The sequence below is a fragment of the Dactylosporangium thailandense genome, assembly GCF_059739745.1.
The window spans coordinates 12,115,119-12,140,392 of sequence record NZ_AP029195.1 but is presented as its reverse complement, the minus strand read 5'-3'; the positions used below and the strand labels follow the sequence as shown (position 1 = coordinate 12,140,392).

At 73.4% G+C, this 25,274-nt stretch carries 21 protein-coding genes; 12 read left to right on the top strand and 9 right to left on the bottom strand.

Features of this window, described 5'->3' with window-relative positions; genetic code table 11:
- Nucleotides 1-13 precede the first annotated feature (13 nt).
- The 3 genes from AC6JBM_RS54740 to AC6JBM_RS54730 are packed head-to-tail and all read left to right on the top strand — an operon-like array spanning nt 14 to nt 4,510.
- The gene (locus AC6JBM_RS54740) at nt 14-2,176 is read left to right on the top strand and encodes an elongation factor G-like protein EF-G2 (protein ID WP_497981351.1); all 2,163 of its coding nucleotides are present in this window, start codon (nt 14-16) and stop codon (nt 2,174-2,176) included.
- A 53-nt stretch (nt 2,177-2,229) separates the two neighbouring features.
- On the top strand, nt 2,230-3,264 hold the full coding sequence (locus AC6JBM_RS54735) for a DUF695 domain-containing protein (protein ID WP_497981350.1): 1,035 nt from the start codon (nt 2,230-2,232) through the stop codon (nt 3,262-3,264).
- Nucleotides 3,265-3,283: 19 nt separating this feature from the next.
- Nucleotides 3,284-4,510: a cytochrome P450 gene (locus AC6JBM_RS54730; RefSeq protein ID WP_497981349.1), complete on the top strand. Its 1,227-nt coding sequence runs from the start codon at nt 3,284-3,286 to the stop codon at nt 4,508-4,510.
- Here the strand turns inward: AC6JBM_RS54730 and AC6JBM_RS54725 are convergent.
- Entirely contained in the window at nt 4,507-6,465 is a 1,959-nt protein-coding gene (locus tag AC6JBM_RS54725; protein ID WP_497986741.1) for an acyltransferase family protein, read from the bottom strand. The two genes, AC6JBM_RS54730 and AC6JBM_RS54725, sit on opposite strands and share 4 nt — an antisense overlap.
- Before the next feature lie 262 nt (nt 6,466-6,727).
- Here AC6JBM_RS54725 and AC6JBM_RS54720 point away from each other — a divergent pair, with 262 nt between their 5' ends.
- The 3 genes from AC6JBM_RS54720 (at nt 6,728) to AC6JBM_RS54710 (ending at nt 10,165) form a co-directional block, all read left to right on the top strand.
- Nucleotides 6,728-7,309, top strand: a complete 582-nt coding sequence (locus AC6JBM_RS54720) for a phosphoesterase PA-phosphatase (RefSeq protein ID WP_497981348.1) — start codon at nt 6,728-6,730, stop codon at nt 7,307-7,309.
- A 142-nt stretch (nt 7,310-7,451) separates the two neighbouring features.
- Nucleotides 7,452-9,641, top strand: a complete 2,190-nt coding sequence (gene thrS / locus AC6JBM_RS54715) for a threonine--tRNA ligase (protein WP_497986740.1) — start codon at nt 7,452-7,454, stop codon at nt 9,639-9,641.
- Nucleotides 9,642-9,691: 50 nt separating this feature from the next.
- Entirely contained in the window at nt 9,692-10,165 is a 474-nt protein-coding gene (locus AC6JBM_RS54710) for an HIT family protein (RefSeq protein ID WP_350612840.1), read from the top strand.
- Between the two features lie 351 nt (nt 10,166-10,516).
- Here AC6JBM_RS54710 and AC6JBM_RS54705 read toward each other — a convergent pair whose 3' ends face one another.
- Complete coding sequence (locus AC6JBM_RS54705) at nt 10,517-12,928, bottom strand: VIT domain-containing protein (RefSeq protein ID WP_497981347.1); 2,412 nt, start codon at nt 12,926-12,928, stop codon at nt 10,517-10,519.
- Nucleotides 12,925-13,812 carry a helix-turn-helix domain-containing protein gene (locus tag AC6JBM_RS54700; RefSeq protein ID WP_497981346.1) on the bottom strand — a complete coding sequence of 296 codons (888 nt, stop codon included), beginning with the start codon at nt 13,810-13,812 and terminating at the stop codon, nt 12,925-12,927. The genes AC6JBM_RS54705 and AC6JBM_RS54700 overlap by 4 nt, the downstream gene beginning before the upstream one ends.
- A gap of 60 nt (nt 13,813-13,872) precedes the next feature.
- On the opposite strand from AC6JBM_RS54700, the gene AC6JBM_RS54695 reads away from it, so the two are divergent.
- A complete protein-coding gene (locus tag AC6JBM_RS54695; protein ID WP_497981345.1) occupies nt 13,873-14,427 on the top strand; it encodes a cysteine hydrolase family protein in 555 nt (184 codons plus the stop codon).
- Between the two features lie 515 nt (nt 14,428-14,942).
- On the opposite strand, the gene AC6JBM_RS54690 is transcribed toward AC6JBM_RS54695, so the two are convergent.
- Nucleotides 14,943-16,292, bottom strand: coding sequence for an ATP-binding protein (locus tag AC6JBM_RS54690; protein ID WP_497981344.1), 1,350 nt, complete (start codon nt 16,290-16,292; stop codon nt 14,943-14,945).
- Nucleotides 16,289-16,945, bottom strand: coding sequence for a response regulator transcription factor (locus AC6JBM_RS54685; protein ID WP_497981343.1), 657 nt, complete (start codon nt 16,943-16,945; stop codon nt 16,289-16,291). Before AC6JBM_RS54685 ends, AC6JBM_RS54690 begins: the two co-directional genes overlap by 4 nt.
- A gap of 176 nt (nt 16,946-17,121) precedes the next feature.
- Here AC6JBM_RS54685 and AC6JBM_RS54680 point away from each other — a divergent pair, with 176 nt between their 5' ends.
- Entirely contained in the window at nt 17,122-18,162 is a 1,041-nt protein-coding gene (locus AC6JBM_RS54680; RefSeq protein WP_497981342.1) for a LolA family protein, read from the top strand.
- 10 nt (nt 18,163-18,172) lie between these two features.
- Here AC6JBM_RS54680 and AC6JBM_RS54675 read toward each other — a convergent pair whose 3' ends face one another.
- Nucleotides 18,173-19,033: an MHYT domain-containing protein gene (locus tag AC6JBM_RS54675; RefSeq protein ID WP_497981341.1), complete on the bottom strand. Its 861-nt coding sequence runs from the start codon at nt 19,031-19,033 to the stop codon at nt 18,173-18,175.
- Between the two features lie 86 nt (nt 19,034-19,119).
- On the opposite strand from AC6JBM_RS54675, the gene AC6JBM_RS54670 reads away from it, so the two are divergent.
- Nucleotides 19,120-19,323, top strand: a complete 204-nt coding sequence (locus tag AC6JBM_RS54670) for a hypothetical protein (RefSeq protein WP_497981340.1) — start codon at nt 19,120-19,122, stop codon at nt 19,321-19,323.
- An 83-nt stretch (nt 19,324-19,406) separates the two neighbouring features.
- Here AC6JBM_RS54670 and AC6JBM_RS54665 read toward each other — a convergent pair whose 3' ends face one another.
- Entirely contained in the window at nt 19,407-19,589 is a 183-nt protein-coding gene (locus AC6JBM_RS54665; protein ID WP_497981339.1) for a hypothetical protein, read from the bottom strand.
- Between the two features lie 42 nt (nt 19,590-19,631).
- On the opposite strand from AC6JBM_RS54665, the gene AC6JBM_RS54660 reads away from it, so the two are divergent.
- From AC6JBM_RS54660 to AC6JBM_RS54650, 3 genes are all read left to right on the top strand, one after another.
- Nucleotides 19,632-20,729, top strand: a complete 1,098-nt coding sequence (locus tag AC6JBM_RS54660) for a DNA glycosylase AlkZ-like family protein (protein WP_497981338.1) — start codon at nt 19,632-19,634, stop codon at nt 20,727-20,729.
- 99 nt (nt 20,730-20,828) lie between these two features.
- A complete protein-coding gene (locus AC6JBM_RS54655) occupies nt 20,829-21,053 on the top strand; it encodes a hypothetical protein (protein WP_497981337.1) in 225 nt (74 codons plus the stop codon).
- A gap of 214 nt (nt 21,054-21,267) precedes the next feature.
- On the top strand, nt 21,268-23,187 hold the full coding sequence (locus AC6JBM_RS54650) for a CocE/NonD family hydrolase (RefSeq protein WP_497981336.1): 1,920 nt from the start codon (nt 21,268-21,270) through the stop codon (nt 23,185-23,187).
- A 191-nt stretch (nt 23,188-23,378) separates the two neighbouring features.
- Here AC6JBM_RS54650 and AC6JBM_RS54645 read toward each other — a convergent pair whose 3' ends face one another.
- Together AC6JBM_RS54645 and AC6JBM_RS54640 are read right to left on the bottom strand one after the other, a co-directional pair.
- Nucleotides 23,379-24,710 carry a DUF6745 domain-containing protein gene (locus AC6JBM_RS54645; protein WP_497981335.1) on the bottom strand — a complete coding sequence of 444 codons (1,332 nt, stop codon included), beginning with the start codon at nt 24,708-24,710 and terminating at the stop codon, nt 23,379-23,381.
- Nucleotides 24,711-24,759: 49 nt separating this feature from the next.
- On the bottom strand, nt 24,760-25,062 hold the full coding sequence (locus AC6JBM_RS54640) for a DUF8820 family protein (protein ID WP_350612697.1): 303 nt from the start codon (nt 25,060-25,062) through the stop codon (nt 24,760-24,762).
- Nucleotides 25,063-25,274 lie beyond the last annotated feature (212 nt).

Genomic DNA, 25,274 nt, shown 5'->3' with positions numbered 1-25,274 from the left:
CGGGAGGCGCGTGATGGCGCAGAAGGTCCAGGAGAAGGGTGTCACCGGCGCCGCGCCGGTGGTTGATGATCCCGGCAGGGTACGCAACGTGGTGGTCGTCGGGCACTCCGGTTCGGGGAAGACGACGCTGGTCGAGGCGCTGCTCGCGGCGACCGGCACGATTCCCCGCCCCGGGTCCGTGACCGAGGGCACCACGGTCACCGACCACGACCCCGCGGCGCAGAAGCAGCAGCGTTCCGTGACGCTGTCCTGTGCCCCGGTGATGCACGACGGCGTGAAGGTCAACCTGCTCGACACGCCCGGCTACGCGGACTTCGTCGGCGAGCTGCGCGCCGGGCTGCGCGCGGCCGACGCCGCCCTGTTCGTGGTCTCGGCGGTCGACGGCATGGACGCGGCCACCGCGGCGCTGTGGGAGGAGTGCGCCCACGTCGGGATGCCCCGGGCGGTGGCCATCACCCGCCTGGACCACCACCGGGCCGACTTCGACGAGACGCTGCAGACCTGCCAGGAGGTCTTCGGCGACAACGTGCTGCCGTTGTACCTGCCGATGCTGGGCGACGACGGGACGAGCATCGCGGGCCTCATCGGCCTGATCACCCACCGCGTCTTCGACTACTCGGCCGGGTTCCCGCCCGAGGTCCGCGACCCCGACGCCGAGCACCTGCCGGCGATCGAGGAGTCCCACAACGCGCTGCTCGAGGGGATCATCGCCGAGAGCGAGGACGAGACGCTCATGGAGCGCTACCTCGGCGGCGAGGCGATCGAGACCTCCGTGATCATCGACGACCTCGAGAAGGCCGTCGCGCGCGGCACCTTCTACCCGGTGGTACCGGTCTGCGCCGAGACCCGCGTCGGGCTCGACGCGCTCCTGGAGGTGCTGGTCAGCGGGTTCCCGTCGCCGCTGGAGCACGAGGTGCCGCCGGTCACCGACGTCGAGGGCCACCCCCGCGAGCCGCTCGCCTGCGACCCCGACGGGCCGCTGGTGGCCGAGGTCGTCAAGACCACGATCGACCCGTACGTCGGGCGGGTCTCCCTGGTCCGGATCTTCTCGGGCACGCTGCGCCCGGAGACGCCGGTGCACATCTCCGGGCACGGCATGGCCGAGCGCGGCCACCCCGACCACGACGCCGACGAGCGCTTCGCCCACCTGTTCTCCCCGCTCGGCTCGAACCTCCGCGAGGTGCCGCTGGCGGTGGCCGGGGACCTGGTGGCGGTGACGAAGTCGGGCACCGCCGAGACCGGCGACACGATCTCGGCCAAGGACGCCCCGCTGCTCATGGCCCCCTGGGAGATGCCGGAGCCGCTGCTGCCGATCGCGATCACCGCCCGCACCCGCTCCGACGAGGACGCCCTCGCGAAGAACCTGGGCCGGCTCGTGGCCGGGGACCCGACGCTGCGGCTGGAGCGCAACGCCGAGACGCACCAGCTCGTGCTGTGGTGCATGGGCGAGGCGCACGCCGACGTGGTGCTCGACCGGCTCCGGGCCGGCGGCGTGGAGCTGGACACCGAGCCGGTGAAGGTCGCGCTGCGCGAGACGTTCGCCGCGCCGAGCCAGGGCCACGGGCGGCACGTGAAGCAGTCCGGCGGGCACGGGCAGTACGCCGTGTGCGACATCCGGGTCGAGCCGCTCCCGCGCGGCTCGGGTTTCGAGTTCGTCGACAAGATCGTCGGCGGGGTGGTGCCGCACAACTACATCCCCTCGGTCGAGAAGGGCGTGCGCAGCCAGATGGAGCGCGGGATGGTCGCCGGGTATCCGGTGGTCGACGTGCGCGTGACGCTCTTTGATGGCAAGGCGCACTCCGTCGACTCCTCCGACGCCGCGTTCCAGACCGCCGGGGCGCTGGCCCTGCGGGAGGCGGCCGAGCAGGGCCACACCACGCTGCTGGAGCCGATCGACGAGGTGACGATCCGCGTGCCGGACGACTTCGTCGGCGCGGTGATGAGCGACCTGTCGGGCCGGCGCGGGCGGGTGCTGGGCAACGAGCCGGACCCCGACGGCCACGAGCGCACCCTGGTCAAGGCCGAGGTGCCGGCGACGGAGCTGGTCCGCTACGCGGTCGAGCTGCGGGCGATGACCTCGGGCTCGGGCACGTTCACGCGCGCGTTCGTCCGGCACGACCCGATGCCGGCGCACCTGGCCGAGGCGGTCAAGAAGGAGCACGCCGCCGCCCGCTGACGAATTTCACCCACGGTGATCCCGTCGCGGCGGGATCACCGTTAGGGTGAGCCGTGATCTTCGGGCGGTCGAAGCGGAAGGCCGGGGACGCCGGCGCGATCGTGGACTTCTGGACGTGGTGGCCGACCGTCCGGGCCGATGTCGAGGCCGCGATCGGCTCGGGCGACTGGGCCACGCTCACCCCGCAGATGTCCCGCCGGGTCGAGGCGATCCATCCCGAGCTGGAATGGGAGTTCTGCCGCGGTACCGATGCGAAACACGCCCTCGTCGTGTCGGCCGCCGGCGCCGCGGACCTGCGCCCGGTGGCCGCCCGCTGGGGCGCCCTGGCTCCCGAGGCCGACGCGACCTGGGAGTATCACACCGCCCGGCAGCCCGATCCGCACGTGCTGGAGCAGACGATCGGCCTCGGCGAGGGCGTGCAGCTCGACCTGACCCAGCTGCGCTTCGCGTTCGAGCGCGACGAGCGCTCCCCCGAGATCGACGTGATCGCCTTCCACCCCGGCTTCCGGATGCTCGGCGACGAGTTCCGCGGCCGCGTCACGTTCCTGACCCTGGACTGGCTGCTCGGCGAGGACGGCGTCGAGGAGTGGATCGGCAGCATCGCCTGGGAGACCACCGAGCCCGACGGCGCCGCCGACCCACACGAGCTCGCCGCGGCCGTCGAGGCGCTGCGGGAGGAGTTCCGCACCCCGCAGTGGGTGCTGCTGCACGGCGACACGCCCGGCGGCGGCCCGGTCATCGTCGCGGTCCAGCGGCCGCTGCGCCCGGTGCGCTGGCCCCGGTTCGACACGCACGTGGCGATCACGCTGCCCTACCGGCAGCGCACCCAGGCCGGCCTGCCCGAGGCCGAGTCCCTGGCGGCGCTGCGGGACTTCGAGGACAGCGCGCTGACGACCGCGGCCGGCCGCGACGGCGTCCTGCTCGCCCACGAGACGAGCGACGGGGCCCGGACACTGCACTACTACGTCGACGCGGACTCCCCCGCCGCCGACGACCTGGCCGAGGCGGCCGGGTGGTGGAAGGACGGCCGGGCCCGGGTCGAGCGGCACTTCGACCCGTCGCTGGAGCGCATCGGCCGCTTTCGCTGAACCCGTTAAGGTGGGAGGCGTGGCGGACATCGTGCAGAACGACGAGGTGCTGCGGCTGCTGGGCGAGCTGACCACCATGACGGGGCGCGCGGATCCCTACCCGCGCTACGCCCGGCTCCGCGAGATCTCCCCGATCGTGCGGGCCGAGGACGGGGCCCTGGTCGTGACCGGGTACGGCGACTGCCAGACCGTGGTCCGCGACGGCCGGCTCGCCCACATGCCGCCGGACATGCTGGCCTTCGCCGGCTTCCCGGACTGGCGCGAGCGGCCGGCGCTCATGCAGCTGTTCACGAGCATGCTCGCGCTCAACCCGCCGGACCACACCCGGCTGCGGCGCCTGGTCAGCTCGGCGTTCACCGCCCGGCGGGTGGCGTCGCTGCGGCCCGCGATCGAGCGCCTGGTCGGCGAGCTGCTCGACGCGATGTCGGCCCGGGCCGCGCGGGGGCCGGTGGACTTCGTCGCCGAGTTCGCGTTCCCGCTGCCGGTCGCCGTCATCGGCGAGCTGCTCGGGGTGCCGGCCGCGGACCGGGCGCCGCTGCAGGGGCTGGTCGGCGACTGGACCCGGGTGCTCGAGGTGCTCACGCCCGACGTGCTCGCGAAGGCCGATCCGGCGGCGGCGCGGCTGCGGGAGTACCTCGCCGGGCTGCTCGCCGAGCGGCGCCGGGACCCGCGCGACGACCTGCTCAGCGCGCTCGCCCAGGCCCAGGCCGCCGACGACCGGCTCACCGACGACGAGGTGCTCAGCAACGCCGCGCTGCTCTTCGCGGCCGGGTTCGAGACGACCACCAACCTGCTGGCCAACGGGCTCGCCGCGCTCCTGGACCGGCCCGGGCGGCTGGCCGCGGCCGCCGCCGCGCCCGAGGCGGCCGTGGAGGAGCTGCTGCGGTTCGACAGCCCGGTGCAGATCGTCAGCCGGGTCGCGACCGCGCCGGTCGAGCTGGCCGGGCGCACGGTCGAGGAGGGGGAGCGGGTGGTGGCGTACATCGGCGCCGGCAACCGCGACCCGCAGCGCTTCGAGGCCCCGGACGAGCTGCGGCTGGACCGGGCCGACAACGCGCCGCTGTCGTTCGGCGGCGGCATCCACTACTGCCTCGGCGCGCCGCTGGCCCGGCTCGAGGCGCAGGTGGCCTTCCCCGCGCTCGCCGCGCGCTTCCCGGGCATCGCCCTGGCCGGGGTGCCGCAGCGGCGCGACAGCCTGAGCCTCAAGGGCTTCACCGCGATGCCGGTCTCAGCCGGCCGGGTCTAGCTCGACAGCGCCGCCTCCAGCAACGGGGTCAGCAGCCGGACGTAGGTCGACGTGACGTGGCTGCCGTCGCGGTACACCAGCGTGTTGCCGACGACGGCCGGGCACACGGCGGCGGTGCAGAACCAGGGCGCCGGGTCGGCCACGGTCACGCCCGCGGCCCGAGCCGCCCGCTCGATCGCGGCGCGCCGGGCCGGATACAGGGCGGCCGGGGCGGGCAGGGCGCAGCGGGTGATCGCCGCCGGGTGCGCCGCGACGCAGTCGGGAACGCTGGTCCCGCGCGGATCCGGGGTGTCCTGCAGCAGTACCACCCGTGCCCCCGACGCCCCGACGCGCCGGGCGGTCGTCGTCAGCGCCGCGGCCCAGGCGGTGCCCGCGGGCGGTCGCGCGCCCGCGGGCGGATCGGTGTACGTGCGCGTGGACAGCACGACCAGGGCCGGGCGGAGCCGGGCGATCACGGCGAGGGCGTCCTCGCGCCAGGCCGAGCACTCCCGGTACACCCGCCGGGTCCCCAGCTTGATCGTGAGCGCGTCCGCGGGCGTGCACCCGCTCTTGGCCAGCACGACGAGCCGCCAGTGGCGCCGGTGGGCGATCCGGTCGGCGGCGTCGAACCACTGCTCGGTGTGCGAGTCGCCGAACAGCACCATGGTCGCGGTGCCGTCCGGGTCGCCGTGGCGGTCGCAGCCCTTCGCCAGCGCCGCCCTCGTCGACGTGTCGTCGAGCGAGGCGAGGCAGCCGCGGTCACCGGACGGGGTGTCACGGGCCGCGACGGCGACGGGCGGGGTCAGGTTCTGCGGCAGCGCGGCCTGCGTGGCACCCGCCGCGATGAGGCCCTCGAGCCGGGCCCGGGCCTCACCGACGGTGTCCGGGGCGGTCACGGCCGCGGCGGTGTCGCCGGCGGTACCGGCCCCGGGCGCCCGCATCGGCAGGCCGAGCAGGATCGTGGCGGCGCCGGCGGTGAGCGCGGTGACGGCGGCGCCCAGCACCAGGCCGTGCCGCCGGGCGGGGCCGAAGCGGATCGGGTTCTCGACGAGGTGCAGCGACAGCCAGGCCGGCAGCAGCGCGGCGATCGCGGCCGCGGGCCTGACCAGCGGGCCGTCGTGCAGGTGGGCGGCGATGACGAGGGCGGGCCAGTGCCACAGGTACCAGCCGTAGGAGAGGCGGCCGACCCAGCGCAGGGCCGCGGTGCCGAGCAGCGGGTTCGGGCTCGTGCGGCCGGCCGCGACGACGAGCGCGGCGCCGGCGACGGGCAGCACGGCCGCGTAGCCCGGGAACAGGGTCTGGTCGTCGAACCACAGCGCGGCCGCGACGATCATCGCCAGCCCGGGCCAGGTCGCGAATCCCGGCAGCCGCGGCGCGAGCAGGGCGATGAGCCCGCCGGCGGCCAGCTCCCAGGCGCGGGCCTGCAGGCCGAAGTACGCCCACGGCTGCGCGGCGGTCGTCTGCCAGACGCAGATCGCCAGCGAGGCCGCCGCCAGGATCGCGAGGGCGGTCACCGCACGCCGGCGGGTGGCTCCGGCGACCAGCAGCAGCAGCGGCCACACGAGGTAGAACTGCTCCTCGACCGCGAGGGACCAGCAGTGCTGCAGCGGCGACGGTTCCCGGGCGGCGTCCAGGTAGTCGGTGCCCTGGGCGGCGAGGCGGACGTTGATGCCGTTCACCGCGGCCGTGATCGCGTCCAGGCTGACCGCCCGCGCGGCCAGCGGCGACAGCCACGCCCACGCGGCGGCGACGGTCGCGGCGGTGGCCAGGGCCGCGGCGGGCAGCAGGCGCACCATCCGCCGGCCGTAGAACGCGGCGAGGCGGATGCGGCCGGTGGCGCGGCGCTCGGCGTGGAGGTGGCGGGTGATCAGAAAGCCGGAGATCACGAAGAAGACGTCGACGCCGACGTACCCGCCCGCGAGGCCCGGCACGCCGGCGTGCCCGAGCACCACGCTCACCACGGCGACGGCGCGCAGGCCCTCGATGTCGCCCCGGAACGCGGGCCGCTCGCGCGGTGCGACCCGGACGGGCCGGGGACGTGGACGGGGGCCGGGTCGCCGCTGTCCAGGGGTACGAGGCCTGGACCGGGTGCTGGACTGGGTGACGGTCACCGGTTGCCGCCGAGTCGCCTACGCACCGCGACACGGTAGCGAATTCGGGCATTTACCGCACTTTCCGGAGATTTACTCCTATCTCGGGGGGCAACTCGGCCGGGCCGGCGCCGGTAGGGTGCCTGGCGTGATCAAGCAGCGGGTCGCCCGGGTCCTGACGGAGGCGTTCGCGCCCGCGGTGCTCGTGTCGGTGCTGCTCGTGCTGCTCGGCGTGCACTCGGAGCCGGGGCTCGCGCGCGGACTGGCGCTCGGGGCCGTCGCGGCACTGTTCGAGAGCGTGCTGCCGTTCCTGTACATCGTGCGCGGCGTGCGCAGCGGGCGGATCAGCGATCATCACATCGGCGACCGCCGGCAGCGGCTCGTGCCGCTGCTGGTCGGGATGGGGTCGGTGCTGGCCGGGATCGTGGTGCTGGTGCTCGCCGGCGCGCACCGCGAGCTGCTCGCCGCGGTCGGGGCCGGCGGGGTCGGGCTGGTCGTCGCCGCGCTGGTCAACCACTGGTGGAAGATGTCGATCCACGCGGCGGTGGCGGCGGGGTCGGTGGTCATCCTCTGCATGGTGTACGGCTGGATCATGCTCGTCACCGCCCCGCTCGTCGGCGCCGTGGGCTGGTCCCGCGTGGCCCTCAAGGACCACACGGCGGCGCAGGTCGCGGTCGGCACTGTGGTGGGGGCGCTCGTCGCCGGTGGGGTGTTCGCGGCCCTTCGGTGACGTGACGGCGGCGCAGGTCGCGGTCGGCACCGTGGTGGGGGCGCTCGTCGCCGGTGGGGTGTTCGCGGCCCTTCGGTGACGTGCTCGATAGCATCGGAGGGCAAACCGACCTCTTGATGCTTGGGAGCAGCCCGTGTCCGCAGTGCGCTCGAATACCGAAGCCCCACCGCGCATCGTGGTCCCGGCGGGCACGACGGCGGCCGCCGCGGTCGCCGCGGCCGGGCTGCCGACCAGCGGCCCGAAGGCGATCGTCGTGGTCCGCGAGGGCGACCGGCTGCGCGACCTCGACTGGGCGCCGGACGCCGACACCGAGGTCGACGCCGTCGACATGTCCAGCCCCGACGGGCTCAACGTGCTGCGCCACTCGACCGCGCACGTGCTCGCCCAGGCCGTGCAGGACGTGTTCCCGGAGGCCAAGCTCGGCATCGGCCCGCCGATCGAGAACGGCTTCTACTACGACTTCATGGTCGCCAAGCCGTTCCACCCCGACGACCTCGCCAAGCTCGAGAAGCGCATGCAGGAGATCATCAAGGCCGGCCAGCGCTTCCGGCGGCGGCGCTTCGACTCGGTCGAGCAGGCCAAGGCCGAGCTCGCCGACGAGCCGTTCAAGCTCGAGCTCGTCGACGTCAAGTCGGATGTGGACACCTCCGAGGTGATGGAGGTCGGCGGCGGCGAGCTGACCATCTACGACAACCTCGACCCGCAGTCGGAGAAGGTCTGCTGGTCCGACCTGTGCCGCGGCCCGCACCTGCCCTCGACCCGGTTCATCCCCGCGTTCAAGCTCATGCGCAGCGCGGCCGCCTACTGGCGCGGTTCCGAGAAGAACCCGCAGCTGCAGCGCATCTACGGCACGGCGTGGCCGACGCGGGACGCGCTGAAGGACTACCAGAAGCTGCTCGAGGAGGCGGCCCGGCGCGACCACCGCAAGCTCGGGGCCGACCTGGACCTGTTCAGCTTCCCGGACGAGCTCGGCTCCGGCCTCGCCGTGTTCCACCCCAAGGGCGGGATCATCCGGCGGGAGATGGAGCAGTACTCGCGCCAGCGCCACCAGGAGTCCGGCTACGAGTTCGTGAACACGCCGCACATCAGCAAGTCGAACCTGTTCCACACCTCGGGCCACCTGCCGTACTACGCCGACACCATGTTCCCGCCCATGGAGATGGAGGGCGCGGAGTACTACCTCAAGGCCATGAACTGCCCGATGCACAACCTCATCTTCCGGGCCCGCGGCCGCTCCTACCGCGAGCTGCCGCTGCGCCTGTTCGAGTTCGGCAGCGTGTACCGCTACGAGAAGTCGGGCGTGGTGCACGGCCTCACCCGCGTGCGCGCCATGACGCAGGACGACGCGCACATCTACTGCACCAAGGAGCAGATGGCGGGCGAGCTGACCTCCCTGCTCCAGTTCGTGCTCGACCTGCTGCGCGACTACGGCCTGCCCGACTTCTACCTCGAGCTGTCGACCCGCGACGACTCCCCCAAGTTCATCGGCGAGGACGCGGACTGGGAGGAGGCCACCGAGGCCCTCCGCTCCGCGGCCGAGGCGTCGGGCCTGGAGCTCGTCCCGGACCCGGGCGGCGCCGCCTTCTACGGCCCCAAGATCTCCGTCCAGGCCAAGGACGCGATCGGCCGCACCTGGCAGCTGTCGACCATCCAGGTGGACTTCAACCAGCCGAAGCGCTTCGGCCTGGAGTACCAGGCCTCGGACGGCACCCGCCAGCAGCCCGTCATGATCCACCGCGCGCTGTTCGGCTCGATCGAGCGCTTCTTCGGCGTCCTGACCGAGCACTACGCCGGCGCCTTCCCGGCCTGGCTCGCCCCGGTCCAGGTGGTCGGCATCCCGATCCGCTCCGACCACGCCGACTACCTCTTCGACTTCGCCGACATGCTGCGCAAGGAAGGCATCCGCGTCGAGGTCGACCACTCCGACGAGCGCATGCAGAAGAAGATCCGCAACGCGCAGCAGCAGAAGATCCCGTTCATGGCCATCGCCGGCGACGACGACGTCACGGGCGGGACGGTGAGCTTCCGCTACCGCGACGGCTCCCAGCGCAACGGCGTGCCCCTGGCCGAGGCCGTGGCCCACGTCGTGGACGTCGTCCGCTCGCGCACCAACGTCGGCCCGTCCGCCCCCACCGCGGCGGACTCCGCCGCTGCTTCGACGCCCTCGGCTTCCGGGACGCCCTCGGCTTCCGAGTCGCCCTCAGCCTCTGGGACGCCCTCAGCCTCTGGGACGCCCTCGGCTTCCGGGTCGCCCTCGGTTTCCGGGTCGCCCTCGGTTTCCGGGTCGCCCTCGGTTTCCGGGTCGCCCTCGGTTTCCGGGTCGCCCGAGTGACGAACCCGGGTGAGCCGGACGAGCTGGAGCGCTTGTGGACGCCGCATCGCATGGCGTACATCAAGGGCGAGGATCGAGCCGACGACCACGACGAGCCGGCCGGGTGCCCGTTCTGCCGGGCCCCCGGCCTGCCCCCGGACGAAAGCCTCGTAGTCGCGCGCGGCGAGGCCGTGTACGCGATCCTGAACCTCTACCCGTACAACCCCGGCCACCTCATGGTCGTCCCATACCGGCACGTGGCCGACTACACCGACCTGACCCAGCCCGAAACCGCCGAGGTGGCATCGTTCACCCAGTCGGCAATGCGAGTGATCCGCCGGGTGAGCGGCGCCCACGGCTTCAACCTGGGCATGAACCAGGGCGCCGTAGCGGGCGCCGGGATAGCCGCCCACCTGCACCAGCACATCGTCCCGAGATGGGGCGGCGACACGAACTTCATGCCGGTGGTGGGCCGCACGAAGGTCCTGCCGCAGCTCCTGACCGACACGCGCAAACTCTTCGCCGAGGTCTGGCCCGCCCCCTGATCCCACAGCACCAGAGTCCGGGCAACGGTCGTTGCCCGGACTTTGTCGTTTGAGAAACGCCATTCAGCCAACTCAAACGGCCGTCCCGCATCGCCAGGACCACCCGCCCGCCGGCAGCCCGCCCGACCAGCGCTCTCAGGCAGCACATGGACGGCCGTCTCCCCCGTGCCCACCCCGTCCAACGCTCCCACGCAGCACATGGACGGCCGCCTCTCCCGTGCACGCCCCGACCAACGCTCCCAGGCAGCGCGTGGACGGCCGTCTCCCCGGTGACCGCCCCGCCACCGCCGCAGCCCAGCTCGGCCAGGCCGCCGCGCCACCACCCCTTCGCGATGGCGCAGCGACCAACACTCACCGCTTCCAGAACGCCTTCCGCTGCGGCTCGGCGCTCCCGCCCCCACCCGCAACGCGGTCCAACTCGCCCAACGCGAACTCCCACAGCTCCGCCAGCGGCCGGGTCGCGATGGCCTGCGGGGTCAGCGCGTCGGCCAGGGCGCGGAGCTCGGGCAGGGACAGCGCGGCCAGGCGCGATCCGAGGTCCTCCAGCAGCTCCCGCCGCTCGTACTCGGGCCGCCCCTCCGCCTCCCGCAGCCGCGCCGCCTCCTGGGCCGCCAGGGTGCGAGCATCCGTGCCGCCGCCGTCCGTGAAGCCGTCGTCCTCCTTGTCCACGTCCTGCATGAGCATGCGTCGAGCGAACCCGCGCTGAGGTGCCGCCTTGCGCTGGACGGGACCGCCCCCGCCCGGAGCCGGCGGGGCCATCCGGGCCGGGGCCATCGGCGGCGGCGCCGAGTACTGGGGCGCCGCCGGGGTCGAAGCCGCGAACGGTGCCGATCCCGGACCCGCGGCCGCGGCGTACCCGACCGGCATCGAGGCCAACGTCGGCCGAAGCGGCGGAGGCGGCGCCGCCCGCGGCATCTCCCACCCCGCGGGGCTCTCCACCGGCTGCGTCACCTTCCGCGGCTCGCTGCCCTCGGTCACGACCCGGCTGTCCACCGCCACGAAGGCCGTGAACCGGCACAGAACCCCGAAGCGCAGCGACGTTTCGGTGATGCGCTGCTCCAGCGGGGCACCGGTGACGTACTGGTCCTCGAGATCCCGCAGCATCGACCGCGCCCAGACCGCCGTCAGCGCCGTGGAGTCGTGCCGCTCCGCGGTGACCGTGGCCGACCAAGGGCTGCCGTCGCGGGTGGTGCCGCGGACCGTCAGAGCACCTGCGACCGGGCCGCGATAGCGACCGCTCACCACATAGGGCACCCCCGGGAACACATCCGCCAGCCGAGCCGGGGTGCGCGTGTCGTCGAGCAGGGTCAGCCCCTCGGCGGCGATCGTCACGCCGCTGACGACCGGAGCCCCGATGCGCCGATGGATGCTGTCCATCGCCTCGTCGAGCCGGTCCTCGCTCTCGACCAGCTCGCAGCGCCCCCCGCCGGCGATGGCGAGGCGCCCGAGGAAGCCGGCGTTGACGGCCTGGTCGATGCCGACGGTGTGGACACGCACACCATGCACCGACGACGACACCGTCCGCAGGATCTGCTCCTCGTTGCCGACCTGCCCGTCGGTGACCAGGACCAGCACTCGGTCGCGACCGCCGTCGGAACCGAGCAGGCGCAGGCCTTCGAGCAGCGGTTCCAGCAGCTCCGTGCCGCCGCGGGCGTCAACGCGCGCCAGGTGTTCCACCGCGCGATAGCGATTCCGATCGGTACCGCCCGCAAGCCCCGCCCCCAACGACTCCGGCGTCTCGATCCGGTCGTCGAAGGCCAGCACGGCGAAGCGGTCCTGAGAGCCGAGCGTGTCGACGATCCGGGCCGCGGCGCGTCGGGCCGCCACCATCTTCCAGCCGCCCATGCTGCCCGACCGGTCCAGCAGCAGCACCACGTCCCGTGGGCGCGGCGGCGCATCGGCCTCGGGCGGCAGCACCGTCAGGCGATAGGTGCCTTCCTCCCCGTCGCCATCGGGCGCCAGCGCGAGGCTCTGCGCGCCGGCACCATACGCCAGGCGGAGCACGAAGTCCCGGTTGGCCCGTTCGCCGGGATGTACCGAAACCTGGTTCTCCGCCTTCTCGACCGCGTGCAGGCTGGACCGCACGTCGCCGAGCGGCAGGCCCGCCGGGTCGATGTCGACGTCGATCGACAACCGCAGGGGATTGGGGAAGCCGGGCAGCAGCACCGGCGGACTGATCCGCGAGGCGTCGGGAACGGCGTCGGTGTCCAACGCGTACCCGTCGCCGACACTGTCACCGTCGATCGGCGCCCCGGGGATGTACCGCGGCGCGACCACGAGCGGGAAGCGGAACGTCGCCTCGCCGTCCTCGAACGCGAGCGGCCCGACCAGCGAGAGCTTCACGCTGACCCGCTCACCGGGCAGGATGTTGCCGACCCGCATGGTGAACACGTCGGGCCGCTCCTCCTCGGCGATCGAGGCACGCTGCCCGGCGGCGATGGCGTTGTCGTAGGCCTCACGGGCCGCACCGCGCTCCTGCAGGTCGGCCTCGATCGTCCGGCCGTCGGCGGTCATCGCCATGCTGACCACGGCGGCGCGATCGGGCAGCGGGAAGATGTAGGTCGCCTCGAGCGGCTCCCGGTGCACGTTGACGAATTCCTGCGTGAGATCGGTGCGGGCGACCAGGCCGGTGATCGCGGCCCGCACCTCGAGCCGGTCGAGTGGGAGGTTGCCGCGCTCGGTGCGCAGCGCACCCAGCCCAGCCTCGTCCGCGGGCGCGGCGGCCGTGCGCGCCTCGTCCTCGGTCATCGTCGCGAGTCTCATGTGGCGTTCCCTCTCCTCATCGTCGTCTCGTCCGCTGTGACCAGCCCCCGGGTCGCGAGCAGATCCATGAGCTCGCGGGCCGCGCCCCGGATGGCTTCGAGGTCGTCCTCGTTCGGTGTCGCGTTCAGCAGCAGCACTGCTCCCCCGCCCAACGGCACCCCGCTGAGCAGTCCCGTTCCGACCGGCGCCGGTCGCCCATCAGGCACTACCCACCCCGCCGGCGCATGCTTGCCCGCCGACTCCGACACCGGGCGCTCATCCGCCGCCGGCTCGGACCGCGTGCGCTCGACCGGGTTCAGGTCCGGCGTGGCGTGCTCGAACTCCGGCCCGGTCGACCCGGCCTCTGGCTGCACTCGCTCAATCTCCGGCCGCACGCGCCCGAATCCACCGGGACGCACTTGGTCCAGTGCGGGCCGCGCTTGCCCCCGTCGCGCGGACTCCTTCGGCTCTCGCTCAGCTCGTTCGGATCCGTCCCGATCCTCCGGGTCCTGTGCCACATACTCGGCCGGCCGCTGCACCCAGAATCGGCGCGGCGCCGCTGTGGACTTGGCGTTGGTTGTGGTGGTGTCGGTCAGTTCCGCGATGCGCTGGAGCACCTCATCCGGCACCTCGGCAAGTTCCGCCTGGATCTCGGCGATCTTGAAACCCTGCGACTGCCGCCGCTTGATCGCCACCAGCTGGGCCAGGTGCCGAGGCCCGTACCACGCCGTCCGCCCGCGCATGACGGGCCGATCGACGAGGCCGATCGTGGTGTACCACCTGACGGCGCGAGCATCGGGCACGTCCCGCACCCTGCCGTTCGGCGCGCCCGCGTAGGCGGTGTCGTCGAGCTGGTCGGCAACCCTGCCGATCAGCTCGTCGAGCGTCCACTCCTGTGCGGTCATGACAGCAATACTGACACTGTCACCTTGACAGTGTCAAGGTCTGGGTTTAGATTGCTTGGCATGACGACATTGACCGGCCGGCCGCACACCGCACTGCTCATCGTCGACGTCCAGAACGGCAGCGTCAGCCGCGCCCACAACCGGAATGGCGTCATCGCCAACATCAACACCCTGCTCGACAAGGCCCGGGCCGAGAGTGTGCCCGTCGTGTGGGTGCAGCACTCCGACGACGAGCACCTCCTCCGCGACACCGAGGACTGGAAGATCGTGCCCGAGCTCGGTCCGCGCGAGTCGGAGCCGCTGGTGCACAAGCGGTATTCGGACTCGTTCGAGAGCACGGACCTGGAGCAGCGGCTGGCCGAGCTGGGCGTCGGACGGCTGGTGGTCACCGGGGCGCAGACCGACATGTGTATCCGCGCCACGCTTCACGGGGCGCTGGTGCGCGGCTACGACGCGACGCTGGTCGAAGACGCGCACACGACGGAAGACCTGACGGAGTGGGGTGCGCCGGCGCCGGAGCAGGTCATCGCCCACACCAACCTGTACTGGGCGGACGAGCACGCCCCGGGCCGGCGCGGCGGGACCGTGGCGACCAAGGAGGTTACCTTCGACTGATCAGAAGAAAGGCGGCGTCAGAACCTGAGCGAGCTGCAGTCGCGAGTGCAGCCCGCTAGACGGGTGTGGGAGATCCCGTCGCCGTCGCCGGGGCAGGCAAAGTGCGGCGCGGGCGTGGAAGACGACGGCTGCAGCCGTCGGCACTCGAGTGGTTCCAACGGGCCATCGGCTGACGGCGCCACAGCGCCGAACAGCGCCAGGACCAGGCCGAGCACACGCCGTGGGTCAACCAGGGCCTCACAGCACCATCGACAGACCGTCGTCCGCACGGCAGCACCAGGCCGGCAGCACCAGGCCGGCAGGGCTAAGCGGGCAGAGCTGAGCGGGCAGAGCAAGGCCGAGCCCGGGACGAGGCGCGGCGCGGCGCGGCGCGAAAGAATCACCGCAGCGCCCCGAGGAACCGAAGACAGGGCCGGCGTGCCGCGGCCCGCAGCACAAGCCGGGCCGTGGACCGGAGCACAAGCCGGGCCGTGGGCCGGAGCACGGCAGGAGAGCAAACGCACGGGGTGAGGTGGTTACATGGTGCTGTCCGGCAGGCGGGGCAGGCGGATCTCGGCCCGGATGCCGGGGCGGGCGTCCGCCAGGCGTGCTGTGCCGCCGTGGCGGCGGGTCAGCTCGCGGACGATCGCCAGGCCCAGGCCGCTGCCGCCGGCGTCCCGAGCGCGGCCGTCGTCCAGGCGGGCGAAGCGGTCGAAGACGCGCTCGCGGAGTGGGGCAGGGATGCCCTCGCCGTCGTCGGTGACCGTTACCAGGACCTCCGACGTGCCCTCGGGAACGACTGCCAGGGTGACGCGTGAGCGGGCGTGGCGTACGGCGTTGTCCACGAGGTTCAGGACGATGCGGTGCAGCGCGTCCGGGTCGCCCTCGGTCCAGAGGGACTCGCCCGGCGTGACGGTGACAGTGTCGTATCGCTTGGCGAGGGTGGTGAGCACGGTGCGCAGCTCGACCGGCTCCACCGCGGCCCGGCGGTGGTCCGAGGCGTCGGCGCGCGCCAGCAGGAGCAGGTCGTCCACGAGGCGGGACAGGCGGTCGAGGTCCGCGATCACGTCGTCGGAGACTGCGGCCCAGTCGCCGAGTTTCTGGGCCACCTCGATCTGGATGCGGATCGAGGCCAGGGGGCTGCGCAGCTCGTGGGCGGCGTCGGCGATGAACGAGCGCTGGCGGGCGCGGGAGACGGCCAGGCGGTCCAGCATGTGGTTCAGGGTGATCGCCAGGCGCTGGATCTCGTCGCTGGAGGGCGGTACGGGCAGGCGCTCGTCGGTCGCGGCGCCCGTGATGCGCTCGGCCCCCGAGCGGAGGCGGTCCACCGGGGAGAGGGCGGCGCCGACCACGCGCCAGGCTATGGCGACCAGGACGGCTATGAGCGCCGGGTAGGTGACCCAGAGGGCGTTGCGAAGGAGGTCGAGGCTGCGGTGGTAGTCCGCGAGCGGGACGGCGACGAGGATGATCCGGCCGTCGGCGGCGCGGTGGGCGGTGACCCGGAGCATGTCGGGCTGGACGGCGCGGTCGCCGGGGACCTCGACGCGTTCACCGTGCAGGGCGCGGTCGATCTCCGGTCCCCGCAGGATTGGTACCAGTAAATCGGCACTTCGATCGCCGGCCAGCACGCTGGTCCGGTCCGGGTCGAGGATCTGGACGACCTGGTTGGCGGGGGCCGGCAGGGTCTCGGGCAGTTTCCCGCCCTCGTTGAGCAGCGAGGCCATCTCGGCGACCGTGGAGTCCGCGGAGCGGTCGAGGGAACCCCGGAAGCTGTACGTCATCGCGAACGCCATCGCCGCCCCCGCGATGCTCAGGCCGACCACGAGACCCGTGGTGCCCAGCAGGACGAGCCGGCCGCGCAGCGAGAGTGACGCCCACCACCTCATGTGCGCAGCCGGTAGCCGGCGCCGCGGACGGTCTCGAGGAGGTCGCGGCCGAGCTTGCGCCGCAGGTACCCCACGTAGACCTCGACGGCGTTGGGTGCGGTGTCGATGCTGGCGTCCCACACGTGGTCGAGCAGCTCCGTCTTCGACACCACCTGGCCGGGCCGGCGCATGAGGTACTCCAGCAGCGCATACTCCCGCGCCGTGAGCACGATCTCCTCCCCCGCGCTGGTCACGCGGCGCCGGGCGGGATCGAGGGACAGCTCCCCGACGGTGAGCACGCTCGGCCGCTCGGGCGCGCCGCGGCGCAGCAGGGCGCGCAGCCGGGCCACGAGCACGACGTACGAGAACGGCTTCGTGAGGTAGTCGTCGGCGCCGCAGTCGAGCCCGTCGGCCTGGTCGTACTCGCCGTCCTTGGCCGAGAGCATGAGCACCGGCACCCAGTTCTTCTCGGCGCGCAGGGCCTGCACCACACGGTACCCGGACAAACCGGGCAGCATGATGTCCAGGATCACCGCGTCGTACCCGCCGTGGCGGGCCATCTCGAGCCCGTTCGGGCCGTCGCCGGCCACGTCGACGGCGAAACCCTCCGCCTGCAGGCCACGCTGCAACGCGTTGGCCATGCGCATCTCGTCCTCTACCACCAGCAGCCGCACGCGGTACAGCGTGGCATGCTCGCCTGTGGCCCGGCACAGACGGTCTCAGCGATGTCACAGCCGCGTCACCGCACCATGGTTGGCAGGAGGTGCAACCAATGTCCACTTTCACGTCACGACCCGTCCTTCGGTGGGCGGTGCCCGCGGCTGCTGCGGTCGCTGTGGTCGGTGCGGGCGTGGCCGCGAAGACCCTCGCCGTCGCCGCCGAGCCCGACCTGCCGCCGCGCACCGCTGCGCAGCTGCTCGTCGATCTGCAAACGGCCACGCTGGACGGACTGTCCGGCACGGTGGTCGAGCGCGCCGACCTCGGACTGCCGGCGATCCCGCTCCTGACGGGCGACCAGAGCGCCAAGCTCACGTCGCTCGTCTCCGGCAAGCACACCCTGCGCGTGTGGTACTCGGGCCCCGACAAGGCCCGCGTCTCACTGCTCGGCACGCAGGGGCAGAGCGACATCGTCCACAACGGCAACGACACCTGGGTCTGGGACTCGCAGGCCAAGGAGGCGCAGCACTTCGCCGGGCAGCCGGGGAAGGGCGAGGGGGGCGCGCAGCCGTCGCCGACGGACCTGCCGAAGTCGCCGCAGGAGGCCGCCGACCTGGCGCTGAAGGCGATCGACCCGACCACGCAGGTCTCCACGGGCACGTCGGCGAAGATCGCCGGCCGCAACGCCTACGAGCTGGTGCTCCGGCCCCGCGACACCTCGTCGCTGGTCGGGGAGGTTCGCCTGGCCATCGACGCCGAGAAGAAGCTGCCGCTGCGGGTGCAGGTCCTGCCCCGGGGCACGGCCAACCCGGCGTTCGAGGTGGCGTTCACCTCGGTGAACTTCGCCCGGCCGGACGACGCCGAATTCACGTTCAACCCGCCCGCGGGGACCAAGGTCACCGAGGCGAACCCGGACGAGAAGGCGGCGCAGGCCGAGCAGCAGAAGCAGCAGCACGAGAATACCGGTGACAAGCCGAAGACCGCGGTCATCGGCACCGGCTGGGCATCCGTGCTGGTGCTGCGGTCCTCCGACGGGACCAAGGGCGCGTCCGCCGACGAGCAGAAGAAGGCACAGGACGCCATCGCCCAGCTGCCCACCGGCAACGGTGGCCGCACGTTCAACAGCAAGCTGGTGAGCGTGCTGTTCACCGACGACGGCCGGGTGCTCATCGGCTCGGTCACGCCGGAGCGGCTGGCCCAGGTGGCCGCCGACCCGGCCGCCGCGCTGAAGTAGCCGTCAGCGCTCAGCGATGCGAGGGGACCGCGGCCCGGCCGCGGTCCCCTTCGCGTTCCTGGCGCCGGTGCTCGGCCGCGCGCTGGAGGGTCGCGACCGAGTACATGTCGCGGGCCCGGCGCAGCAGCGCCTCCTCGCGCGCGGTGTCCTGGCGGACGGTGAAGCCGACGGTGCTGTACGCGAGACCGGCCAGCACCAGGGCGGCCGCGACGCACACGGGCGCCAGCAGGGTGAGCAGCGTGACGCCCGCGACCTCGGCGCCGCCGGGCGCGGGCTGCACCCGCAGCGCGGCCATGACCATGTAGTGGGTGCTGCACACGGCGAGCGCCATGATCACCGAGGCGCAGAGCATGGCCGTCGTACCCCGCACAACGCTCGCGCACCAGAGCGTCACGGTCGCCCCGACGATCGCGGCGACGGCGGCGATGAGCAGCGTCGGCGCGTCGTACGCGATGATCCCGGCGACGCGCATGGACATCGGCCCGGTCGCGTACGCCGCGGTCAGCCCGATGCCCGTCAGCACCCCGGCCGGCAGGACCTTCCAGGCGCTCGGGCGGCCCCAGCCGGCGATGTAGAGCCCGAGACAGTAGACGACCACGGCGATGCCGAACCCGAGAACCGTGATCGGGATGTCGTACCGCACGTCGGTACCCGGCACATCGACGCCGAGCATCGCCATGAAGTGGGGCACCCAGCTGCCCGTACCGCCGATCGCCAGCGCCGACAGGGTGAGCCAGCGGGCCCGGCTGCCGCCGGTGGAGGCCCGGGAGCGGCTGGTCAGGAACGTGCCGAGCAGGCAGCCCAGCATCGACAGCGCGAGGGCGAGCGCCGGCGTGATCCAGCCGTAGGCGAATTGCTCAACCGAGGTCACCCGGTCGATTGAGCCAGCCGTGCCGTACGGCCGGTCGGACAGGATGTGCGCGGTTTGCCCGTTCGTGGCACGGGTAGCCGATGGGTATGACCGAATCCGACCACTCGCTCGTGGGCTCCGGCGCCGCCGGGTGGGCCACGCAGGGCGAGACCGACGAGACCCTGGCCGAGGAGCGCGAGTCGGAGTGGATGTCGCCCGACGCCACGCCGCCGTCGGCCGCGACGACCCCGCCGGACATGCCCGACAACCCGGAAATGCCCGACCCCGACGGATCGCACCACCGGCTCTGAGCGCTACCGGCTCTGAGCGCTATCCGCTTTGAGCGCTACCGGCTCTGAGCGCTATCCGCTTTGAGCGCTACCGGCTCTGAGTGCTATGCCCCGGCCCGCTGGACGTCCTGCTGCTCCCGGCTCGGGCCGAGGTCGGGCCACGCGCGCGGCGGGTCGGTCTCCTCGAGTTCGACCCGGTCCTCGGGCCGCACGGGCGCGGGCAGTTCCCCGAAGCGCGCATGCCGCAGGAAGCTCATCTCGGCATCCGTGAAGCGCTCATCCGGCATACGGCAATCGTGCACCGCGCGGCGGCCGGTCACAATAAGGACATGAGCAGCTCGCCAGCGGTCGACCGGGCGCGGGTCATGCGGTACCGAACCATCATGAACGGCCTGCATGAGCGCCTCGGCGGCGGTCCGGCCGGGCTCGGGGTGCTCGATCTCGGCGTGCCCAACGTGCCCGCGGGCACGGCCCGGCAGGCGCTCGCCGCGCGCTGCACCGACCCGCTCGCCGGCGGCCTGACCCTCGCGTGGACCACCCGCGGCGCCCCGCACCTGCACCGCCCGGCCGACCTGCCCGCCCTCGCCGCGGCGCTCTGGCCGCTCTCCGACGCCGACGCCGCGGCCCGGTTCGCGACCGGTCGCCTGCCGAAGGCCGCGTCCGAGCTGGGCATCGAGGCGTTCCGCGCGACGGCGGCGGCGTTCCGGGAGGTCGTACGGGCGCCGACCGCCAAGGGCGACGTGAGCCGCGCGGTCACCGACCTGGTGCCGAAGGAGCTCACGTTCGACTGCGGGCCCTGCGGCGCCCGGCACATCTCGGGCGGCCTGTTCCAGCAGGCGGGCCTCGGCGGCGGGGTCCGTCTCGAGGAGGACGCCGCCAAGACGATCCTCGCCCCGCTCGACCCGCGCCCGCCCCTGCCCGCGGCGGCGTCGGACACGGCCGGCTTCGTGCGCGCCTACCTGCGCGTGCTCGGCCCGGCGACCATCGGGGACGTGGCCAAGTACCTCGGGACGAGCGTCGCCGCGCTCAAGCCGGTCTGGCCGGCGGACCTCGCCGCGGTCTCCGTCGACGGCCGCAAGGCGTGGCTGCCGCCGGAGCACCTCGACGTGCTGCTCGGCGCGCCGCCGGTGCACGGCGTCCGGCTCCTGCCCCCGTCGGACCCGTTCCTACAGGCGCGCGACCGTGCGTTGCTGGTGCCGGACCAGGCCCAGTCCAAGGAGGTCTGGCGCATGCTCGGCAATCCGGGCGTACTGCTCCTCGACGCCGACCTCGCCGGAACCTGGCGCGCCCGGGCGGCCCGCAAGCGGCTCGACGTGACGGTCACGCCCTGGTTACCGCTCTCGGCCGCGGCTCGCCAGGCGCTGCGGCACGAGGCCGAGGCGCTGGCCGCCGCCCGGGGCCTCGACGGCGCGGACGTGAGCCTGTAGCCCTACGGCCCGAAAAGTCGGGCGCTCCGCGCCGCGACTTTTCGCATTTATGCCCTGTCGGGCGATAAATCCGACATGTCGTGGTGCGGAGCGCCCGACATGTCGTTTCTGCGCCGCCATCGGCGACGTCAGGGCGTGGGCGCCGTTGGCGGCGCATGGGCGATGGCGTTGCAAGGGCAGTCGTTTCTGCGCCGCCATCGGCGGCGTCAGGGCGTGGGCGCCGTTGGCGGCGCATGGGCGATGGCGTTGCAAGGGCACAGGATCGGAACGGCTCGGGGCATGGATGAGGCGACGAACCTGGCCGGCTTCCCGGCGGACGCGTGAGCCGGCGCCGAGGCCGACGCGTCGCAGGGTGTGCGGCCTGCGAACGCGTGCGGGGACCTCGGGCGGGATGTGCGTGCCGATGTCGGCGATGTCGGCGTAGACGAGGGCTGGGCAGCCCGCGAGCGCCCGGAGCATAGGCGCGTGTCGGCGCCCAACTGGCGGGGCGGGTGGAGCGCGGAGGTCGCGCGTGGGGCGGACGCTACGCTCGGGACGCATGAGGCTGGATCCGGTTGGTCGTCTGCTCAAGTTGCCGCCCGCCGTGACCGGGCGGGTCCGGGTGACGCGGGCCCTTCCGATCCGGATGCGCGACGGGGCCAACCTGCGCGCCGATCACTACGCGCCCGCGATCGACGCCGAGGTGCCGACCGTGCTCGTGCGCACGCCCTACGGCCGTGGGGCGCCGGTCAGCATTCTCTGCCGGGCCGTGGCGCAGCGCGGGTTCAACGTGCTCATCCAGTCGTGCCGGGGGACGGCGGACTCCAGCGGCACGTTCGAGCCGCTGCTGCAGGAGCGCGAGGACGGCCTCGACACGCTCGACTGGCTGCGGCTGCAGCCGTGGTACGACGGGCGGCTGCTCACCTACGGGCCGAGCTACGTCGGGTTCGTCCAGTGGGCCCTCGCGGCCGAGGCCGGCGACGAGCTCAAGGCGATGGCGACGATCGTGACCGCCTCGGACTTCGGGCCGCCGACCTATGCCGGCGGGGCGTTCTCGCTGGACACGGTGCTGACGTGGTCGGCGCTGCTGGAGGCCCAGCGGGGGCCGCGGCTGGAGAACGCGGTCGAGCTCCTGCGCGGCCAGCCCCGCCTGCAGCGCGGGCTCGCACGGGTGCCGATGGCCGAGGCCGACCGGGTGACCGTCGGGGCCGAGATCGAGTTCTTCCAGCGCTGGCTGGCCGAGGCCGACCCGGCCGCGCCGTACTGGACGCAGCGCGGGCACACGCACCGGCTCCCGCGGGTCACCGCGCCGGTGCTCATGATCGGCGGCTGGTACGACATCTTCCTGCCCTGGCAGCTCGCCGACTACACGGCGCTGCGCGCGGCCGGGCAGCAGCCGTACCTCACCATCGGCCCCTGGCACCACGGCAGCGCGGGCCTCTTCCAGCAGTCCGCCGCCGAGGCCGTCGCCTGGTTCCGCGCGCACACGGGCGGCCCCGAGCAGATCCGCGACCGCCCGGTGCGCGTGCACGTGGGCGGGGCCGACGGCTGGCTCGAGCTCGCGGACTGGCCGCCGCCGTCGAGCACGCCGCAGCGCTGGTACCTCGCGGAGTCCGCCACCCTCACGCCCGAGAGCCCCGGCGAGCGCACGGCCGACGACCCCGGCCGGCTCGACCCGGACGCGCTCGGCTGGCCGACCCCGGTCGCCGCCGCGCCCGCCGAGCCCGCCGCGCCCGCCGAGCCCTCGATCGAGAGCGGCGACAGGGGCCGGAACGGCACCGAGATCGCGGACGACCTGGGCTGGCCGACGCCGACCGCCTCGCTCGCGGCCACGGCCACGGCTGAGGGCGAGCCCGAGTCCGGAGTCGAGGACGAGCTCGACTGGCCGACGCCGACGGCCGCGCCCGAGGGCAGGGCCGTGCGCGAGGCCTCGGGCGATGTGCTCGACTCGTTCGTGTACGACCCGAAAGAACCCACGCCGGCGCTGGGCGGGCCCCGGCTCGTCGGCAAGATCGCCGGGCGGCGGGACAACCGGCCGCTCGAGGCGCGGCCCGATGTGCTCACGTTCACGTCCGCGCCGCTGGCCGAGCCGCTCGACGTGGTCGGGCCGGTCTCGGCCGACATCGTGGTGCGCGCGACGACGGCGGAGCGCGACGGTGACGTGCGGGCGCCCTACTTCGACGTGTTCGTCCGGCTCTGCGAGGTCGACGAGCAGGGTCGCTCCTGGAACATCTGCGACGGGCTGGCACGGGCGGCCGCCGACCGGGACCTGAGCGCGCCGGTCCACGTGGAGCTGTGGCCGACGGCGCATCGCTTTGCCGCCGGCCGCCGCATCCGCATCCAGGTGAGCGGCGGGGCCCATCCGCGGTTCAGCCGTAACCCGGGCACGGGGGCGCCGCTCGGGCACGAGCTCGAGCTGCGGAAGGTGCGCCAGGAGGTGCTCGCCCCATCGTTCGTCACGCTCCCCCTCGCCCACTGACCCCGGGAGTTCGGGAGTCGGGAGTCGGGAGCTCGGGAGTCGGGAGCTCGGGAGTCGGGAGCTCGGGAGTCGGGAGCTCGGGAGTCGGGAGCTCGGGAGTCGGGAGCTCGGGAGTCGGGACGTACGGAACCGCGGGAGCGCCCGCGGCTCGCCCACTGACTCCAGAAGCTCGGGAGTCGGGACGAACGGCGTCAGGTTTGGATCAGGGGGCGGTATTCGGCCTCGGTCAGGCCGAAGGTCCACGCGACGCCCTCGCGGGCCGTTCGCGTCGTCGGGGGCACGCGCAGCCAGTAGACGCGGCTCGTGCCGTCCGGCTCCGGGGTGCTGTTGACGACCTCGACCATGACCAGGGGCTCGTCGTCGCTGAAGTTCAGGCGCCACAGGATGCCGGTCTCGTCCTGCGACACGCGATGGGCGCCGGCCTCGCGCAGGTAGCGCTCGTAGCCGAAGTGCTCCAGCATGACGCGGCGCAGCTCGGCGTTGCGCTCGCCGGCGATCTGGCGGTAGGTCAGCCGGCCCAGGCGGTCGACCAGGTCGGACGGGATGGGCATGCCGCGCCAGGCGTGCAGGGCGTAGCCGTCGGTGTAGTGCAGGGCGGGGGCGTCGGCGGCGTGCAGGCGGCCGATGTTGTCGCGGTGCACGGCGTCGGGGCGGTCGGTCAGGATGGCGACGTTCGCGTAGGGCCACCACCAGCCGGCCGAGCGGGCCACCCCGGCCAGGCCGGCCAGGCGCTGGACGGTGTGCAGGGCGGCCTCGGCGGTGCCGGTGCCCGTCGTGGCCCAGACGGCGCCGACCGGGCCGGCGCTGAAGACGGGCTCCTCGGGCTCCTCGGGGGTTGCGGCGCGGGTCGCGGCCCAGGCGGCCGCGCCGACCGGGCCGACGCTGAACGAGGGCTCCACCACGGCGGGGACGGCGGCAGCCGGTGCAGGCGTGGCGGGGGCGGCCGAGGCGTCGAAGGCGGCCAGCCAGCCCGCGTCGTGCTGGCCGCCGACCGCGTCCAGCAGCACCGCCCGGGCGTGGACCGGGAGCTCGCCGCGCAGGTGGGTGCGCAGCGGGGTCGCGACGCGGTCGTTGATCAGGCGCCAGACGTCGGCGCCGCAGGCCGACCACAGGCCCGCCCAGCCGTCGGGGCCCAGCAGGTCGTGGGCCTCGGCCCGGGCCGCGGCCCAGGGGTTGGTGCGGACGGCGGCGCGCACCGAGGCGCCGGCCGAGCCGTGGACGGGCGGGCAGCCCTGGGCGCGCAGCTCGGCCTCGATGGCGTTGTCCGCGGGGTCGGCCGGGGTGCCGGGCAGGCCACGGCGGCCGGTCAGCAGGGCCGCGGCCCGGGCGCCGGCCAGCGGGGAGGCGAACCAGACGATGTGGCGGGGCGCCGGGAGCCCGGCCGAGCGGTAGGCCAGGCGCACGGCCTCCTCGGCGGCCTGGCGGTCGGCCGGCTGGGTCGACAGGCCCGCGGCCAGCCATTTGGCGGAGACGGCGCCGAGGGCGGCGGCCCGGGACTCGGCGGTGGTGAGCGCGGTGGTCATCAGTCGGCCATCCAACAGTCGCGGGACGAGGGCGGCAGCGGCGTGGTCATCAGTCGGCCACGTAGCGGTAGGCGCCGGGGACGTATTCGCGCTGGCGCACGATGCGGTAGGAGCCCGCGGGGATGGTGATGGTCCCGTGCTCCTCGTGGACGACCCGCGCCTTGGTGACGATCTTCACAAAGAGGCGGTCGATGTCGTCGCGGTCGGCCAGGAGCAGGGTGTCGGGGCCGACGATCACGTGGGCGTGGCCCGTGGCCTCGCCGCGCGCCAGGACCATGCGGCCCGCGCGGTCACGGGGTGCCGCAACGGCGGTCGCGGGCACCTCTGCGGCCGGGACTGGCACCAACAGCACGTCACCTTGCCGATACACGATCGCACTCCCCCTCGAGCTGTGTGGATGGCGCGGACATGAGTGAACGTTGAAACGCCCTCCGACGCACCGCACGATAGACGGGGGGTACGACATTTTTTCGGCCCCTGCGCGTCAGGACGTGGCGGCCTGGTGGACAATGGTTGACGAGCAACAGGAGGGGAGTATTCCCCCGCGGCGGTCGTCGTCAGCAC

What these genes read in the sequence shown, in the direction of transcription:
- AC6JBM_RS54645 (WP_497981335.1), bottom strand. Translation starts at nt 24,710, where the DNA reads ATGACCACCGCGCTCACCACCGCCGAGTCCCGGGCCGCCGCCCTCGGC.
- AC6JBM_RS54670 (WP_497981340.1), top strand. Translation starts at nt 19,120, where the DNA reads ATGACCGAATCCGACCACTCGCTCGTGGGCTCCGGCGCCGCCGGGTGG.
- AC6JBM_RS54740 (WP_497981351.1), top strand. Translation starts at nt 14, where the DNA reads ATGGCGCAGAAGGTCCAGGAGAAGGGTGTCACCGGCGCCGCGCCGGTG.
- AC6JBM_RS54655 (WP_497981337.1), top strand. Translation starts at nt 20,829, where the DNA reads ATGTCGTTTCTGCGCCGCCATCGGCGACGTCAGGGCGTGGGCGCCGTT.
- AC6JBM_RS54695 (WP_497981345.1), top strand. Translation starts at nt 13,873, where the DNA reads ATGACGACATTGACCGGCCGGCCGCACACCGCACTGCTCATCGTCGAC.
- AC6JBM_RS54660 (WP_497981338.1), top strand. Translation starts at nt 19,632, where the DNA reads ATGAGCAGCTCGCCAGCGGTCGACCGGGCGCGGGTCATGCGGTACCGA.
- AC6JBM_RS54665 (WP_497981339.1), bottom strand. Translation starts at nt 19,589, where the DNA reads ATGCCGGATGAGCGCTTCACGGATGCCGAGATGAGCTTCCTGCGGCAT.
- AC6JBM_RS54650 (WP_497981336.1), top strand. Translation starts at nt 21,268, where the DNA reads ATGAGGCTGGATCCGGTTGGTCGTCTGCTCAAGTTGCCGCCCGCCGTG.
- AC6JBM_RS54700 (WP_497981346.1), bottom strand. Translation starts at nt 13,812, where the DNA reads ATGACCGCACAGGAGTGGACGCTCGACGAGCTGATCGGCAGGGTTGCC.
- AC6JBM_RS54705 (WP_497981347.1), bottom strand. Translation starts at nt 12,928, where the DNA reads ATGAGACTCGCGACGATGACCGAGGACGAGGCGCGCACGGCCGCCGCG.
- AC6JBM_RS54710 (WP_350612840.1), top strand. Translation starts at nt 9,692, where the DNA reads ATGGCGTACATCAAGGGCGAGGATCGAGCCGACGACCACGACGAGCCG.
- AC6JBM_RS54690 (WP_497981344.1), bottom strand. Translation starts at nt 16,292, where the DNA reads ATGAGGTGGTGGGCGTCACTCTCGCTGCGCGGCCGGCTCGTCCTGCTG.